This window comes from Streptomyces xiaopingdaonensis, assembly GCF_000262345.1.
GTDB lineage: Bacteria > Actinomycetota > Actinomycetes > Streptomycetales > Streptomycetaceae > Streptomyces > Streptomyces xiaopingdaonensis.
In genome coordinates, this window is sequence record NZ_AJTQ01000225.1 from 1 (window position 1) to 14,852 (window position 14,852).

At 71.7% G+C, this 14,852-nt stretch carries 17 protein-coding genes and 1 pseudogene; 9 read left to right on the forward strand and 9 right to left on the reverse strand.

The genetic code is table 11. The annotated features are described in order from the left end of the window. The 3 genes from UWG_RS30360 to UWG_RS0117855 all read left to right on the forward strand — a co-directional run. Positions 1-219 (forward strand): hypothetical protein (locus UWG_RS30360; RefSeq protein ID WP_033196220.1); only part of this gene is annotated, 219 nt, incomplete at its 5' end. A gap of 14 nt (positions 220-233) precedes the next feature. After that, positions 234-1,586, forward strand: coding sequence for an MFS transporter (locus tag UWG_RS0117850; RefSeq protein WP_029391542.1), 1,353 nt, complete (start codon positions 234-236; stop codon positions 1,584-1,586). A gap of 34 nt (positions 1,587-1,620) precedes the next feature. Then, positions 1,621-2,631: a LacI family DNA-binding transcriptional regulator gene (locus UWG_RS0117855; protein ID WP_106429981.1), complete on the forward strand. Its 1,011-nt coding sequence runs from the start codon at positions 1,621-1,623 to the stop codon at positions 2,629-2,631. Between the two features lie 16 nt (positions 2,632-2,647). Here the strand turns inward: UWG_RS0117855 and UWG_RS0117860 are convergent, their stop codons facing one another. Beyond that, a complete protein-coding gene (locus tag UWG_RS0117860; RefSeq protein ID WP_029391543.1) occupies positions 2,648-3,289 on the reverse strand; it encodes a TetR/AcrR family transcriptional regulator in 642 nt (213 codons plus the stop codon). A gap of 134 nt (positions 3,290-3,423) precedes the next feature. Here UWG_RS0117860 and UWG_RS0117865 point away from each other — a divergent pair, with 134 nt between their 5' ends. Genes UWG_RS0117865 through UWG_RS0117875 form a run of 3 tightly spaced genes read left to right on the forward strand, consistent with a single transcriptional unit; the run spans position 3,424 to position 5,808 of the window. Further along, on the forward strand, positions 3,424-4,053 hold the full coding sequence (locus UWG_RS0117865; protein ID WP_016908583.1) for an MSMEG_1061 family FMN-dependent PPOX-type flavoprotein: 630 nt from the start codon (positions 3,424-3,426) through the stop codon (positions 4,051-4,053). A 29-nt stretch (positions 4,054-4,082) separates the two neighbouring features. Beyond that, a complete protein-coding gene (locus UWG_RS0117870) occupies positions 4,083-4,991 on the forward strand; it encodes a PDR/VanB family oxidoreductase (RefSeq protein ID WP_016908584.1) in 909 nt (302 codons plus the stop codon). Between the two features lie 49 nt (positions 4,992-5,040). Then, positions 5,041-5,808: a siderophore-interacting protein gene (locus tag UWG_RS0117875; protein ID WP_016908585.1), complete on the forward strand. Its 768-nt coding sequence runs from the start codon at positions 5,041-5,043 to the stop codon at positions 5,806-5,808. 228 nt (positions 5,809-6,036) lie between these two features. Here the strand turns inward: UWG_RS0117875 and UWG_RS33075 are convergent, their stop codons facing one another. From UWG_RS33075 to UWG_RS33080, 3 genes are all read right to left on the reverse strand, one after another. Next, entirely contained in the window at positions 6,037-6,213 is a 177-nt protein-coding gene (locus tag UWG_RS33075) for a hypothetical protein (protein WP_016908586.1), read from the reverse strand. Positions 6,214-6,671: 458 nt separating this feature from the next. Further along, a complete protein-coding gene (locus tag UWG_RS30365) occupies positions 6,672-6,929 on the reverse strand; it encodes a response regulator transcription factor (RefSeq protein ID WP_016908587.1) in 258 nt (85 codons plus the stop codon). A 330-nt stretch (positions 6,930-7,259) separates the two neighbouring features. Continuing rightward, a complete protein-coding gene (locus tag UWG_RS33080) occupies positions 7,260-7,433 on the reverse strand; it encodes a hypothetical protein (protein WP_157838568.1) in 174 nt (57 codons plus the stop codon). A gap of 312 nt (positions 7,434-7,745) precedes the next feature. On the opposite strand from UWG_RS33080, the gene UWG_RS0117895 reads away from it, so the two are divergent. From UWG_RS0117895 to UWG_RS0117905, 3 genes are all read left to right on the forward strand, one after another. Next, on the forward strand, positions 7,746-8,675 hold the full coding sequence (locus UWG_RS0117895; protein ID WP_016908589.1) for a helix-turn-helix transcriptional regulator: 930 nt from the start codon (positions 7,746-7,748) through the stop codon (positions 8,673-8,675). A 303-nt stretch (positions 8,676-8,978) separates the two neighbouring features. Next, positions 8,979-9,554, forward strand: a complete 576-nt coding sequence (locus tag UWG_RS33265) for a hypothetical protein (protein ID WP_162130086.1) — start codon at positions 8,979-8,981, stop codon at positions 9,552-9,554. Between the two features lie 64 nt (positions 9,555-9,618). Beyond that, on the forward strand, positions 9,619-10,443 hold the full coding sequence (locus tag UWG_RS0117905; RefSeq protein ID WP_016908591.1) for an AfsR/SARP family transcriptional regulator: 825 nt from the start codon (positions 9,619-9,621) through the stop codon (positions 10,441-10,443). On the opposite strand, the gene UWG_RS0117910 is transcribed toward UWG_RS0117905, so the two are convergent. The 5 genes and pseudogenes from UWG_RS0117910 to UWG_RS0117930 all read right to left on the reverse strand — a co-directional run. Next, a complete protein-coding gene (locus UWG_RS0117910) occupies positions 10,430-11,245 on the reverse strand; it encodes a thioesterase II family protein (protein WP_016908592.1) in 816 nt (271 codons plus the stop codon). The genes UWG_RS0117905 and UWG_RS0117910 overlap by 14 nt on opposite strands. Beyond that, positions 11,242-12,516 (reverse strand): MFS transporter, encoded by a 1,275-nt coding sequence (locus UWG_RS30370; RefSeq protein WP_016908593.1) that lies wholly within the window; start codon positions 12,514-12,516, stop codon positions 11,242-11,244. Before UWG_RS30370 ends, UWG_RS0117910 begins: the two co-directional genes overlap by 4 nt. Further along, positions 12,517-13,044 carry a flavin reductase family protein gene (locus UWG_RS0117920; RefSeq protein WP_016908594.1) on the reverse strand — a complete coding sequence of 176 codons (528 nt, stop codon included), beginning with the start codon at positions 13,042-13,044 and terminating at the stop codon, positions 12,517-12,519. Continuing rightward, positions 13,041-14,627 (reverse strand): amino acid adenylation domain-containing protein, encoded by a 1,587-nt coding sequence (locus tag UWG_RS0117925; protein WP_050988603.1) that lies wholly within the window; start codon positions 14,625-14,627, stop codon positions 13,041-13,043. Before UWG_RS0117925 ends, UWG_RS0117920 begins: the two co-directional genes overlap by 4 nt. Beyond that, positions 14,617-14,852: pseudogene (locus tag UWG_RS0117930) on the reverse strand (hypothetical protein); the annotation flags it as partial. The gene UWG_RS0117925 and the pseudogene UWG_RS0117930, both read right to left, overlap by 11 nt.

The window sequence follows — 14,852 nt, forward strand, 5'->3', positions numbered from 1 at the left end:
GACGCGGTCGCGTTGCCCCGCCTCGACGGCAGCGGCCCGCGCCTCCTCCTCCACGACGACCGGGAAGGCGACCTCGAAGCCCTCCAGGACCTCGGCGCCACCCTCGTCGCCACCTCCGGCGAACCCCACCAGATGGACTTCGCGCGCCCGGCCGTCGCCGCCTTCGACGGCGACGGCCGGACCTCGTCCGCGCTCCACGCGACCGACTACGGCGCATAGAGAGGCCCGATCCCATGTCTGCTCAACCGCAAGCGCCCCGCGTATCGGCCTCCAAGACGTTCTTGGTCTCCGGCCTGGGGACCGCGTTGGAGTACTACGACTTCCTCATCTACGGACTCGCGGCAGGGCTGGTCTTCAACACGGTCTTCTTCCCCTCGGCCGATCCCGTCGTGGGCACCCTGTACGCCTTCGGCGCCTTCGGGACCGGCTTCCTCGCCCGTCCGCTCGGCGGCATCGTCATCGGGCACTTCGGCGACAGGATCGGCCGCAAGAAGATGCTGACCCTCACCCTCGTCCTGATGGGCGTCAGCTCGTTCCTCGTCGGCCTGCTGCCGGGGTATGCGACGATCGGCGCCTGGTCGCCCCTCCTGCTGGTGCTGCTGCGGCTGATCCAGGGCTTCGCAGCCGGCGGAGAATGGGGCGGTGCCGCTCTCTTCGGCATCGAGAGAGCACCGCTCGGCAGGCGCGGGTTGTGGGGCAGCTTCACCAGCATGGGGATCGGGCTCGGCACGCTCCTCGGCGTCGGGGTGTTCACCCTGGTCAGCCTCGCCGCCGACGACCGACTGACGCCGTTCGCCTGGCGGATACCCTTCCTCCTGGGCGGCGCACTGGTACTCGTCGGGCTCTACGCGAGGCTGTCGATGCCCGAGGAGGCGCCCCCGGAGCATGCCGACGGGGAGGCCGACGGCGGCGAGGTACCGCTGAAGGCCGCCGTCCGACGCGCACCGCGTACCGTCCTGTGCGGCCTCGGTATCAGCTACGGGTACAACACGATCGCCTACATCGGCTTCACCTACTTCCTCTCCTACCTGACCGGGATCGGATACAGCTCGACCGAGGCTCTCGCGGGACAACTCGCCTACAGCGTCCTGCTGATCCCCGCCGCCCCGCTGTTCGCGCACTTCTCCGACCGCTGGGGCCGCCGCCCTGTCATGGTGCTGGGAGGGGTGGTGACCGCCGTGTTCCTGTTCTGCTACTTTCCGCTCGTCGATTCCGGGCACATCGCGGTCGCCGTGGCCGCCTTCGCCGCGGTCGGTCTCGTGACCGGTATGACGCAGGGACCGGTTCCGACCTTCCTCGGCGAGCAGTTCCCCGCTCGCGTCCGCTACAGCGCAATGTCGGCGTCCTACCAGGTCGGCGCGGCGCTCGGGGGCGGCACGGCGTCGTTCGTCGCGACGGGCCTGATGATCCTGTCGGACCAGAACCCCATGGCGGTCGCCGGCTACGGCGCGTTCGCGATGCTCGTCCTCGTGGCATGCTCGCTCGGGCTGCGGGAGACCGCGCACCTGTCCGTCGAGGAGATCAACGGTGAGCCGAGCAGAGAAGTCGAACAGCGCGGGCAGCCGGAGCCGCGCCCCGCTCCCTGAGTCCGGGCTTCCCGACCGCGCTCCGTCCCGGCGGGTGCACCTCAGCGACGTCGCTCGCAGGGCAGGCGTGTCCCTCACGACCGCCTCCCACAGCTTCAGCGGGCGGCGTCCCGTATCCGCCGGCTCCAAGCGGCGGGTGTGGGCCGCGGCCCTCGAACTCGGCTTCACCGCGCCGTCGGCCCGCAGAGCGGTCGCGGTCCTGGTCCGCCCGCCGGAGGCGATGAGCGCGTGGGCGTCCGGTACTACCTCGTTCGCCGATATGACGGGAGCCATCTGCACGGCGGCGCTCAGCCGCGGATACTCCGTGATGACGGCGCACGATCTCGACGAGGTCCGCGGCGCGGTTCCCCGGCTCGACGGGTGCATCCTGCTCTGGCCGAACAGCCACGACGCCTCCCTCAAGCAGGTACTCGCGAGCGATACGCCAGTGGTCTCCTACGACCCGGACCCCGACGCCGCCGAATTCCGGTACTGGGTGGGCGCGGACTACCGCGAGTCCATCCGAGAACTCATCGGGCACCTCACGCGCGGCGGACGCAGGCGCATCGCCGCCGTCCTCGGCCAGACCGACAACGCCTACCGCCGCGCGATCATCGCCGCTTACAGGGCGGCCGTCGCGCAGTCGGGCCAAGGACCGCTGCTACGTGTGGTCGACACCGACACCGGACAGCAGGGCGCCCAGCACCACGTCACAAGTCTGCTGCGCTCCCCCCGGCCTCCGGACGCGCTCATCACCTCCTCGAGCGTGTTCGCGCGCGGTGCGCTGGACGCCGCTGCCCGCGCCGGGCTGAGCGTGCCCGGCGAGCTCGCGATCGCCACCGCCACCGACGGGCCGCTCGCAGAATTCGCCCCCACCCCCGTCACCGGACTGCGCATCGACACCCACACCTCGGCAGCGCGCCTGATGGACCTCCTCGAAGCGCGGCTCAGGCGCGCTCCCGAGCCCGAGGAGACGGCCCGGATTCCGCTCATCCTCGTGCGCCGGCATTCCACCGACAACCACCGGGAGCCCTACGCCGAGCAGCCCCCGTCGCAAGGCGTTTGAGCCGCTCCTCGGAGCGTCAGTCCCCGGGCTCCGCGAGCGGGTCGCCCGTCAGGTAGCGGGTGAGCATGGTGACGAGCTCGTTCTCGAACCGCGCGGTGTCGACCCCGGGGGACCCTGCCATCACCTTGTGCACCATCATCTCCACCGCCGAGACGACGAGGCGGGCGGCGATGCCGACGTCCGCGACCCGCACCTGCGGATGGTCCCTGAACAGCCTGCGGGCGTGGGCGATCCGCCGCCGCTCGCCCTGCGTGACGCGCTCCAGCAACTCACGGGACCGCGGCCCCTGTTCCGCCATCACCCGGAGCAACGCCGGGTCGTCGCGGTGGTTCTCGATCGTGCCGTGCACGTATCTGCGCATGATGCCCTCGACCGACTCCGACAGCGGTTCGCCCTGCTCCAGCGGGAATTCGGCCATGCCGGCGTCGAGGTGCCGGGTCAGCAGCTCGACCAGGATCGCGTCCTTGTTCGGGTAGTACTGGTACAGCGACCCGATCGACACCCGCGCCTGCTCGGCGATGCGGTTGGTGGTCCCTGCCGCGTACCCGTACTCGGCGAAAACGTGAGCAGCCGCGTCGAGGATGCGCTGCCGGGTGAACTCGGCCCTCACCTGGCGGGGGCGTTTACGTGGCTGAAGTCCGCGGCGGTCGGACGTCATGGCACCTCCTGTGCGGAGCCGTGAAAGCGAGTAGCGCGCTACCTGAATAATTGCTCACAATGATGCCATGAACTGCGGTGATGCGGGGCGGAGTTGCTCCGCAGCCGCCCTCGCGCGCGCTTGAGGAGGGTGCCGTGACGCACACCCGCACACGTCCACGACGGGTCTCCCTCGACGAGGTCCTGGCGCGGCTCGGAGAGCCGGAGCCGATGGTGAAAGCGAAGGTGCAGGACCGCATCGACGACCACTCCCGCCGTTTCCTCGCCCACTCGCCGTTCTGCACGATGGCCACGGCGGACGCCGCCGGACGCGCCGACTGCTCGCCCCGCGGCGACTACCCGGGGTTCGTGAAGGTCCTCGACGACCACACCGTCGCCCTTCCCGACCGCCCCGGGAACAAGATCGCCGACTCCTTCCGCAACCTCGCGGAGAACGACGGCGTCGGGCTGTGCTGCCTCGTCCCCGGTATGCGCGAGGTCCTGCGCATCAACGGCAGCGGCTACGTCACCGACGAACCCGAGGTGCTGGCCCGGATGCGCACCGAGGCCAAGGAACCGGAACTGGCGATCGTCGTCGAGGTGGCCGAGGCGTACTTCCACTGCGGGCGCGCGCTGATCCGCTCCCGCCTGTGGGACCCCGCCAGCCAGGCGCTCGCCGAGGAGATCCCGCCCATCGGCGAGATCGCGGCCGGGCAGTTCGGCGCCGGAGGAGATCCCGAACTGCTGGACCAGCTCCTGAAGGACGGCTACCGCAAGCTCTACTGACCAGGCCGCACCGGCCGGAAGGACCACCGATGCAACAGACCGTCATCGAGGGTATCGACGGCGTCGCCGACGACGTCGTCGCCCTCACCCTGCGCGCCACGGGCGGGGAGCTGGCGCCCTGGGCCCCCGGTGCCCACGTCGACCTCGCCCTGCCCAACTGGCTGACGCGGCAGTACTCGTTGTGCGGGGACCCGGCCGACCGGGACGCCTACCGCGTCGCCGTCCGGTACGACCCGCTCAGCCGCGGCGGCTCCGAGTACGTCCACCGGTTCCTGCGCCGGGGCCGCACCCTCGACGTCTCCCTGCCGCGCAACCACTTCCCGCTCGCCGACGCACCGCACTACCTCTTCCTCGCCGGCGGCATCGGGATCACGCCCCTGCTGCCGATGCTGCGCGCCGCGACGGCCGCCGGGCGCCCCGCGACCCTGCTGTACGTGGGGCCGTCCCTCGACTCCATGCCCTTCGTCGACGAACTGCGCCGCTCCTGCGGGGAGCGGGTGCGGATCGTGGAGACCAGGAGGCAGGGCAGGCCGGACCTGGACGCCCTTGCCGCGACGCTGGACGAGGACACCCTGGTCTACTGCTGCGGCCCCGCGGCGATGCTGGAGGCGGCCGAAGCCGCCTTTCCCGCCGAGCGGTTGCGCGCCGAGCGGTTCCAGCCGGCGGAGCGGAGCTTCGGGCCCGCCACACCGTTCGAGGCGGTCTGCGCCGGATCCGGGGACACCGTCGCCGTGCCGGCCGACGAGTCTCTGCTCGACGCCCTCGCCCACGCCGGGCACTCTCTCCCGTCCGGCTGCCGCGAAGGCGTCTGCGGAAGTTGCGAAGTGGCCGTCCTGGACGGTGCACCCGAGCACCGGGACGACATCGGCGCTCCGGAGGGACGGATGTACGCCTGCGTCTCCCGCGCCCTGTCCGCCCGGCTCGTCCTGGACCTCTGAAAGGACCCCGACAGTGCTGCCCAAACTGCGGTCACCCGAGTCCCGGCGCATGATTACGCTCGAGGTGCGCGGGACCAGCAAGACGTCCCCCAACTTCCTCACCGTCACCCTCGGCGGTCCGGAGCTGGAGCACCTGCTGCCGACCGGCTTCGACCAGATCGTGCGGCTGTTCTTCCCCCGCGCGGGACAGTCCTGCCTCACGATGCCCACCCTCTCCAACGAGGCGTGGATGGCGCAGGTGCTGCTCCTGCCGAAGTCGCGCAGGCCATGGGTGCGCAACTACACGGTCCGCCGCTTCCGCCCCCAACAGGCGGAGGTGGACATCGAGTTCGCCCTGCACGGCGACGCTCCCGCCTGCGCCTGGGCGCTGGGTGCCCGTCCCGGCGACCCGGCGGGCATCTTCGACATGGGCCTGACCTACCTCCCGCCGCCCGGCGCCGCGGCGCAGTTGCTCGTCGCCGACGAGAGCGCGGTGCCCGCCGTTCTCGCCGTCCTCGAATCCGCGCCCGCCTCCCTCGTCGCGGAGGTCTTTCTGGAGGTGCCCGAGACGGCCGACATACGCAAGGACGTCGCCGCCCCCGAGGGCGTCCGGGTGCACTGGCTGCCCCGCGACGGTTCGGCCGACCTGCCCGGCCGGCTCGCACTCGACGCGGTCAGGGGCGCCGTCCTGCCCGAGGGCCGCCTCTACGCCTGGGCGGCAGGGGAGTCGGGACTGGCCACAGACGTACGACGGCATCTGGTCCGGGACCGCGGGGTGCCGAAGTCGGACGTAGCCTTCCACGGTTACTGGCGGCACGGCCGATCCAGTCCCGGATGAGCCCCCACCCGCCCCGCGAGCGGCAGGTTCCGTCCTCCGCCGCCGGGTGCCGCCGGGCAACAGGCCGGGAGGAGCGCCCTCCGGCCCTGCCGCGTCCTCAACTCCCGAGCGAGCAGGTGCGAGGACGAGTCGGCACCGGGGCTGTCGTCCGCCGTGGGCGGCGCGTCCTGGTGCGGCCAGAGGAGGACCAGCGCGCCGTGGTGTCCGGCACCGGTGCACCCGGGGTGGTTAGGCGGCGAGGTGCGGGAGTCCCGCCGTGCTGAGCCGGTCGCGGGCGTGCGGCGCGGTCTGGGCGGTGAAGAAGAGGTGGGGGTGGGAGAGGTCGATGCCGAGGCGGCGTCCGCGCCCGCACAGGGGGCTTCCCAACTCCTCGCGGCCCACGACGAGGCACGCCGCACCCTGCACGCGAGTACCGCCGAGCCGACCGGACAGTCGGCGTGTGCTCGGTTCCTCCCCCAGGGCGCGGGCTGAGTCGTCGAAGCCGTTCGTAGCAGCACAGTGCTGCGGCGAGGCGGGCCCGGACACCGGCTCGCGACCGGAGCAAGCGGTGCCGTGTCGGCTTCGGGGCACCGGAGCACGGTGGTGGCGCCCGCCAGGCACATCCGGAGACGGACACCTGGATGACGGCCGCCGACACCGCCTCGTCGACATGCGCCACCCCACGCACCTTGTGGCCGCGCCCGAGCAGCCGGCCGCAGCGGCCGTGCCCACTCCCGCGACCCCTCCGGCGGGGCCTCTCCCCACGCACTGCTCTCCCATGGCCGGCCCGCCGACCGACTCACCATGCAGGACACGCTCCGAAGGCGGAGGGGCGCCGGTGCGACGATCCACCGGCGCCCCTCCACCTTTCGCGGCAGGTCGGGTCACACCTGCGCGGTGTTCAGTTCCCGTCGTCCGGAGACCTGGATGGCCAGAATCATGAGCTGCGCGCGATTGCTGACTCCCGCCTTTCCCCGGATTCTGCGCAGATACGTGTCCACGGTGTGCGGACTGAGATGCATTCTCCGCGCGATGGAGGAATAGGTGTGGCCTTCTGCGAGATGGCCCAGCACTTCGAGCTCGCGCTCGCTGAGAATTTCCAGGGTTTCGGCGGCGAATGGGCTCACGAAGGTGCCTTTCATGGACGAGCGAGGGCTCCGCGACGGCATGCCCGTCGCTCCGGTGGGGGCGGAAGCGGGTCGGCACCCGGTGTTTGGTGGCCGGGCTCTGACGGTGGCTCGATCGCGCGGGTGCCGGTGGTCCAGGTGCGGACCAATGCGAGGGTTATGGTGCATCATGTTTTCGGGGGGCGACACGGTGTTGGGGGTGCGAGCCGGGGAGGCCGGGCTCCCCGGGCGGCGAGCGGAGCCCGGGGACAGGCCCACCGGTCTGTTCCGGGCGCGCTCGTACGCTGGCTTTCGCGTCCTCGTGCTGCCTTGTCGGGGAGGGGACGGTATGTGCGGTGCAGGGGATCAGCCGCCCCAGCCGCTGTCGTCGCCGCCGGAGTTCTCGGCGCCGATGTCGGCCACCGAGGCTTCGATCAGGCGCCGCCCGCCCCAGCCGCTGTCGGCGGTGCCGTGGTGGGCCGTGGAGTGCGCGACCCTCGTCTCCGAATGCACCGGTGCCGCCGAGGCGACTCCACTCACTCCGGTGAACGTACCGAATGCTGCGGCGGCGATAGTTACGGCGGCTGAACGGAAGAATGTCATGTATCTGCTCCCTGTTGTTCGGGCTCTGGGGCGGCGATCCGGAATTACGAGGTGCTCGTTCTCGGTGACTCAAGAATCCCGTGCGGCAATGTCGTTGGCCATCGATCAAGGTGCTCACCAAGCTGCCCTGCAGCAAGACGAACAGGGGACGAAATGCCTGTAGCGGGTGAAAACTGGGCGATTGACCCGCCCGCGCGGCCCAGCGGTAGGGAAGTCGCCCTCTACCGCTGGGTGGCCAGGAACGAAAGGATGGATCCGTCGCGCGCGGCGGAGGAGTTGGACCTCACCCGCGAAGAGGTGGAGTCGGCCCTGGTGTCCCTGACGGAACTGGGTCTGCTCAAGGCCGACTTGCACGACCCCGCACGGTTGCGACCGGTCGACCCGGACCTGGTTGCCAGCGTGGTGACCAACTCGATGGAAGCCGCGATCCGTACCCAGCAGGACGAACTGCACCGCATCCGGGACCAGTTCGGCCAGCTCCGCGGCCACTACATGGACAGCCTCAGCCGGGTGGCCGTCGGCTTCGAAGTGATCCCCCGGCTGGAAGAGGTGCGGGCGGCCCTCAACCACGTCTCCGCGCAGTGCACCACCGAGATACTCACCACCCAGCCCGGCGGGAACCGGGTGCCCGAGGTCCTCGAGGAGGCCCTGGCCAGGGACACCGAGATGCTCTCCCGCGGAGTGCGGATGCGCACCCTCTACCACCACACGGCCCGCTTCAACGGCCCCAGCCAGGCGTACGTCGCCAGGGCCTCGGCTCTCGGCGCCGAGTACCGTACGGCACACGAGCTGTTCGGCCGACTGATCGTCTTCGACCGCCAGGTGGCCTTCATTCCGGAAGGCGGTGACGCCTGGGGCGCCGTGGTGATCCGGGAGCCCTCTGTCGTGCACTACCTGTGCGAGGTGTTCGAGCGGGCGTGGAGCCAGGCCGAACCGTTCTCGGACGCGGCGGCCGACGGCTTCGAACTCGTCGCCAAGGACATCGACCGGACCATCGTGCGGCTGCTGGCCGTGGGGCTGAAGGACGAGACCATAGCCCGCCGTATCGGTATGTCGTTACGGACCGCCCGCAAGCACATCGCGGACATCATGGAGACGCTCGGGGCCGAGAGCCGCTTCCAGGCAGGGGCCCTCGCGGCGCGGCAGGGCCTCCTCGACAGCGAGGGGCCCGCGCTGTAGGGAGAACGAGGCAGTACCCGACCGCCCTCGACCACCGCCGATCGTCGCCGACCACCGGCCGGCAGGGGCGGCGCGTCGGCTGCCGTTCCGGTACCGTGAACCCGGGACTGGCCCGCATCCGCTCCATGCGCGAAGGTGCCTCCACCCGCAGGCTACGGAGCGAGTCGGATGCCTCTCCCGTCCCTGCGGCCATGTGTCGGTAGATCACCAGATCTGTCCTCCCTGAACGCTCCGTGCACGACGGATGCGCGCGCACCGCGGTGCGCGGGGACGGCGGTCATGACGGGGAGCGGGAGTGTTGACGTGGACTGGGAGCCACCCTCGGAGGCGTGCGGGGCCGATCTGGAGCATTTTGTCCGGGACTTGGCCCTGTGCCTGTCGGTCCACCGAGGCAAGAGTCCGGCCCTGGTGTGGCCGGACGGCATCGATGCCGTGGTGGCCTGCGGGCGCACGGGCGGCGGGAGCGCGAGCCCGTCAGCGGAACGGGACGGCGACGAGAAGCGGGACGAGTCCTCCGAGCTGACCCGCGCGCTGGGCGCGGCGCTCGGCACCGAGGTCAGCAGCTCCTGGGTCGAGCTGCCGCTGGGCGCGGAGAGCATCGGGAACACCGCGGAGACCGACCTGGTGCTCGCACCGGTGCGCGGTAGCTGCGGCGGCCGGGTCGAGGCGTCTCCGCCCGGTCAGGTCGCAGCCGTGCTGAACCACCCCTTGGAGCTGCGACTGCTGGCGGGGCAGGCGCTCTATGTGCCGCGCGGGTTCGTGTACACGCTCAACAACGTGCACACGCCCTGCACGCTCCAGGTGTTCGCGCTGCATCCGTCCACCGGCTCCGCCGGCCCGTCCGCCCCCGGAACAGGAGGCGCAGCGGGAGGACCGTGATTTCGTGACTACCCTTCCGGCCGCTCGGCGGACGACGATCCGAGTGGAAGGAAGGGTGGAACACATGAAGTTCACTGTGCTGGGTCCGCTGACGCTGCACGACGGCGGTCCCCTGGTCATTCCCTCGGCGCCGAAGACACGGAGCCTGCTCGCACTGCTGGTACTCAATGCCGACACGCCCGTCTCCCAGGACATGTGCATGGGCGAGCTGTGGCCCGACGACATGCCTCCCAGCGCGGTTCAAAGCCTGCACACCCGGATTCTGCACCTGCGCCAGGCGCTCGCCGTCGCGCCCTCGGTCGGCTCGCTGGAGGCGGCCAAGCAGGTACTGGTGACGCACAGCCGCGGCTACATGCTGCGCCTCCACGAGGGAGCACTCGACCTGCACGACCTCCGGTTCCGGCTGCGTGCTGTGCGCCAGGCCGAACTCGCCCGGGACGACCGCAAGTTGTCCTTCGCGCTGCGGGAGGCCCTGAAGCCGTGGCGGGGTTCGGTCCTGGGCGACACGCTGGCCGGTCCCTGGCTCCAGCCGCACGTCACCAGCCTGGAGGAGCAGCGGATCACGCTGCTGGAGAAGCGGATGGCGGCCGAGCTGCGCCTGGGTCTGCACCACGAACTCCTTCCGGAACTCCGGAACTTGACGGCCCATCACGAAATGCACGAGAGCCTGCACGCGCAGTACATGCTGGCTCTCTACCGCTCCGGCCGGGCCGCTGAGGCCCTGACCGTCTACCGCGAGCTCCGCGACAAGCTGGTGGAGCAGGTGGGCATCGAGCCCTCGGAGCGCTTGCGCACGCTGCACGGCGCGATCCTCGCGCAGAGCCCCGACCTGGCGCTGCGCGGCCCCGAGGGCGTCGACGGCCTCCTGCCCATGCTCAGCGCGGGCTGAGCGCGGCGGGACCTGCCGTGGGCGTGCCGCGCGCCGACGCGAGCAGCTGGTCCTCGACATCGGCCACCAGCGGCTCCTCCGCCTCCTGGAGGTAGTGGTGCCCTCCGGGGAAGGACCTGGTCTCCGCCGGGGTACGGGTGTAGCGCTGCCACTCCCGCATGATCGCGGGAGCGGCGTCCGCGTCTTGGCGGCCGTGGTAGACGGTGATCGGGGTGTCGAGCACCTCGTCGCCCGCGACGTGCGGGTAGGTCTCCATCAGCCGGTAGTCGGCGCGCACGGCCGGCAGGAGAATCTCGCGCAGCTCCTCGTGCGCCAGCATCCGCGCATCCGTTCCGCCCTGTTCGAGGATGTCCGCCACCAGCGCGTCGTCCCCTTCCCGGTGGCAGGAGCCCTCGGGCACCCGGTGCGGGGGCACCATGCCGGAGACGAAGAGGTGGGCGAGGCGGATGCCGTGCCGGGCCCGCAGCAGCCGGGCCGCCTCGTATCCCACCGCGGCTCCCATGCTGTGCCCGAACACGGCCAGAGGCCGCCCGGCCAGCGGTGCGAGGACCGCCGCCACCTGGTCGGCCATCGTGGCCATGTCGGTGATGCAGGGCTCGTCGAACCGGTCCTGGCGCCCCGGATAGCACACCGCGACGAGGTCGACCGCGGAGGAGAGCCGCCCCTCCCAGCCGCGGAAGGACGTGGGCGCGCCGCCGGCGTGCGGCAGGCAGACGAGGGTGGCCTCGGCGCCCGGGGAGGCGGGGCCGTAGCGGCGCAGCCAGGCGTCCAGGGCCAAGGCGTCGCCGGTGTGCACGCTCATGCGGAGCTCCCTGTCGTGGTGTGCGGCTCGGCGCGGGTCGGGTCACCGGCGGGCATGAGACGCAGGAACGGGAAGATGATGAAAAACGCCGCCACGGCGAAAAGGGCGAACGCGGCCGACATCCCGGCCGCTTCGGCCAGCACGCCTGCCAGGGCCGAGCCGAGCGGCAGCGCGCCCCAGCTGAACATCCGCAGCGCGGCGGTGTAGCGCCCCAGCAGGGCGTCGGGTACGAGGCTCTGGCCGATGGTGCGGGAGTTGACCGACCACAGGACGCCGCCCATGCCGCCGAAGAACGCCGCACCCGTGTTGAGGACCAGCGACGAGGTCAGCCACGGCGTGGCTACCAGGATCAGGGTCCCGACGAGGTCCGCGAGCATGGCCCACTTGCGGCCCAGCAACCGGTTGACGGGGGTCACCGTCAGCGCGCCGATCACGCCGCCGAGCCCGAGCGCGCTCATCAATATCCCGTACTGGCCCTCGTCGGCGCCCATCGTCCGGGTCGCGGCCAGCGGGATCAGCGCCATCCAGGCGCCCCAGCAGGCGCACATCACGGTGAGCGTCAGCGCCATGATCCGCAGCACCGGGTTGCGCCACAAAAACGAGAGTCCGGTACGGATGTCGGCGTGCACGGAGGAGGGCTGGCCGGGAGTCCGGCCCTTCGGGGTGAAGGCGCCGATCAACGGGATCAGGGCGAGCGTGGCCACGACGAAGGTCGCGGCGGTGACGCCCAGTGCCGCCACCGTTCCCAGGGTGAGCAGCGCGGCGCCCACCAGGGGTCCGGCGAACTGGTTGCACACCGTCTCGGCGCCCGCCATCCAGGCGTTGGCTCGCTCCCGACCCGCCTTCGGCACGGCCGCGGGCACCAGCGAGGTGGCGGAGGTGAGCGCGACGACCTCCGCGAGCCCGAGCATCAACCCGCACCCGAACACCAGCCACACCCCGGCCTCGCCCCATGCCACGGCGGCGACGAGCACCAGCACCGAGGCGGCCCGGACCCCGTCGGCGATCCACAGCAGCCGCCGCCGGTCGAAGCGGTCGACGAGGACGCCGATGTGCAGGGAGGTAAGCAACCACGGCAAGGTGAGGGAGAGGGCGACGGCGGAGACGGCCATCGGGGAGTCGGTGGCCCGCGCGGCCATCAGCGGAAGAACCATCTTGGTCACGCCGTCGGCCAGGTTGGTGACGGCCGTGAAGACGGTCAGGATCCACGTGTTGCGGAGGCCGGTCCGCTCGGTGGGTTCCGTTGGAAGGGAAGTCGTCGTCATCGCCATTCAGTCCTCCGTACGGGTCTGCCGGCGGGCGTAGTGCACCAGCGGCTCGCCGGTCTCGTCCGTCTCGATGTGAACTGCCTCGCCGACCACGAGGGTGTGGTCCGCCAGTGGCACGTATCGGGTGACGCGGCAGGCCACTGCCGTCACAGCGCCGCTGAGCAGCGGGACCCCCAGCCGGCCGGTGTGTGCCACCCCGTCGAAGCGCTGTGCCGACGGCAGCACCGCGAACCGTTCGGCCAGTTCGCGCAGGCGCCACGGCACCACGTTCACGGCGAAGCGGCCGGCCGTGTGAATGTGCCCCAGGGTGCTGCTGGCCGAGGCCAGCGAGACCAGCATGGTGGGCGGCCGGTCGGTCAGGGAGAAGACCGCGGTGGCCGTGCAGCCCACCGGCGCGCTGCCGTCGTAGGCCGTCACGACGGTGACGCTGCTGGCGAAGCGGGTCATTGCCTCGCGGAACGCCTCGGGGGCGACCGTGCGGGTGTCACCCGGCGGCGGACCGGCGACGGCATCCTCGGTGATCGCTGTCATGATGTCCTTCCTCGCTGGGCGGCGCCCGCGCGCGTCTCGTCCGCGGACGGCGTGAGCGTTCGTTGCAGGTCCTTGCGGTCGGTCTTGCCGTTGGCGTTGAGCGGGAAGGCGTTCAGGCACGTCACGGCTTCGGGGACCATGTAGGCGGGCAGCCGCTCCCGCAGGGCGGCCAGCAGCCGGTCGGTGTCCACGTCGTCCCCGGTGCAGGCGGCCTGGAGGGCAGCGTCACCGCCGGGCCCGGTCGTCACCACCACGACCGCGTCGCGCACCCCCGGGCCGCGTCGCAACTCCGCCTCGATCTCACCGAGTTCGACCCGGAAGCCGCGCACCTTGACCTGCTGGTCGAGGCGGCCGACGTGGCGGAGCTGCCCGTCGGCCGTCCGAACCCGGTCCCCGGTGCGGTACCAGAGGTGCTCGCCGGGTTCGGCCGCCTCCCGCACGACGGTGGCCGCACCGTCCGCGAACTCCACGAACCGCTCGCGGTTGTCGTCCGGGTCGAGGTAGCCGGGGAACCGCTGGACGCCCCGCACGCACAACTCGCCCTCGGCGGCCGGGCGGCCGGCCTCGTCGACGACGAGGTGTTCCAGGCCCGGGTAGGGGGTGCCGATCGGTACCGTCTCGCCCGGGTCGGCCGCCGGTCCTGCGCCGTCCGCGGGCAGCCGGTACTGCGTGCAGCTCAGGGTGAGTTCGGTCGGCCCGTAGAGGTTCTCCAGCACGCTCGCGGGCGCGGCGGCCCGCCAGGCGGCGGCCTGCCGGTGGGTCAGCGGTTCCCCGCAGAACAGGCTCCAGCGCAGATCGGGCATGCTGCCCGGTGTGAGGCCGCGCAGCCGCCCCGCCAGCGAGACGACCGAGGGCACCGAGAACCAGTGGGTGATCCGCTCCCGCGCCACGAACCGGGCCGGGGCGAGCAGGTCGTGCGGCCCGGGGACGACGACCGTGCCGCCGGAAGCCCAGGCGCCGAAGAGGTCGAAGACCGACAGGTCGAAGGTGAGGTCGAAGGTCTGGCTCAGCCGGGACCCGACGCCGAGGCCGTAGCGCGGGATCACGTGCTCCAGATAGGCCGCCACGTTGCGGTGCCTTACAGGCACGCCCTTGGGCGTCCCGGTCGAGCCGGAGGTGAAGAGGACGTAGCAGAGGGCGTCCCGGGGCACGGGCCGCACCGGCGGTGCGGTGGCCCGTGCGAGCTGCGGGTCCGGCCCGCCGGCGTCGACGGGGACGACCGGCACCGGCAGCCCCGCGCCGGACCCGTCGTCCTCGGCCAGCACCAGATCCAGCCCGGCGCGCTCCGCGATGTCCGCGTTGCGCGCGGTGGGGAAGGCCGGGTTCAGTGGCACGACGGTGGCGCCGAGGCGCTGCACGGCGAGGTAGCCCGCGTACGCGGTGACCGTGCGGGAGGCCAGCAGCCCCACCCGGCGCGGCGGTGCGCCGCCACTCGCGGCCACCAGTATCCCGGCCAACCGGCCGGACAACTCCTCCAGTTCGGCGTAGCGATAGGCGGCACCGCCCACTTCGAGCGCCAAGGCCTCCGGGTGGCGGCGCGCCGTTCGGGCGAAGTGGCCGTACATGCTCTCGTCAGTCCTCATCCGGCCCGTCCTTCGTCTCCAGTTCCTCGACCGCGTCGGTCAGTTCGGCGAATGCCTTCTCCACGACGGCCGGCCGCGGCCGGCCGCGCTCGGCGGAGGCCACCGCGAACCGCACGGCGCGCGGCAGTTCGGCCCATGCCGCGGCGGCCCGCCGTGCCGCCTCGCCGTCGGCCGCTTCGGCGGCACATCCGGCCGCCAGCCGGTGCCGATGGTGGCGGGGGGGCG

Excerpts from the sequence above, each read along its gene's own strand:
- UWG_RS0117850 (WP_029391542.1), top strand. The coding sequence starts at position 234 with ATGTCTGCTCAACCGCAAGCGCCCCGCGTATCGGCCTCCAAGACGTTC.
- UWG_RS0117860 (WP_029391543.1), bottom strand. The coding sequence starts at position 3,289 with ATGACGTCCGACCGCCGCGGACTTCAGCCACGTAAACGCCCCCGCCAG.
- UWG_RS0117870 (WP_016908584.1), top strand. The coding sequence starts at position 4,083 with ATGCAACAGACCGTCATCGAGGGTATCGACGGCGTCGCCGACGACGTC.
- UWG_RS0117875 (WP_016908585.1), top strand. The coding sequence starts at position 5,041 with ATGATTACGCTCGAGGTGCGCGGGACCAGCAAGACGTCCCCCAACTTC.
- UWG_RS30365 (WP_016908587.1), bottom strand. The coding sequence starts at position 6,929 with ATGAAAGGCACCTTCGTGAGCCCATTCGCCGCCGAAACCCTGGAAATT.
- UWG_RS0117895 (WP_016908589.1), top strand. The coding sequence starts at position 7,746 with ATGGATCCGTCGCGCGCGGCGGAGGAGTTGGACCTCACCCGCGAAGAG.
- UWG_RS0117905 (WP_016908591.1), top strand. The coding sequence starts at position 9,619 with ATGAAGTTCACTGTGCTGGGTCCGCTGACGCTGCACGACGGCGGTCCC.
- UWG_RS0117910 (WP_016908592.1), bottom strand. The coding sequence starts at position 11,245 with ATGAGCGTGCACACCGGCGACGCCTTGGCCCTGGACGCCTGGCTGCGC.
- UWG_RS30370 (WP_016908593.1), bottom strand. The coding sequence starts at position 12,516 with ATGGCGATGACGACGACTTCCCTTCCAACGGAACCCACCGAGCGGACC.
- UWG_RS0117920 (WP_016908594.1), bottom strand. The coding sequence starts at position 13,044 with ATGACAGCGATCACCGAGGATGCCGTCGCCGGTCCGCCGCCGGGTGAC.
- UWG_RS0117925 (WP_050988603.1), bottom strand. The coding sequence starts at position 14,627 with ATGAGGACTGACGAGAGCATGTACGGCCACTTCGCCCGAACGGCGCGC.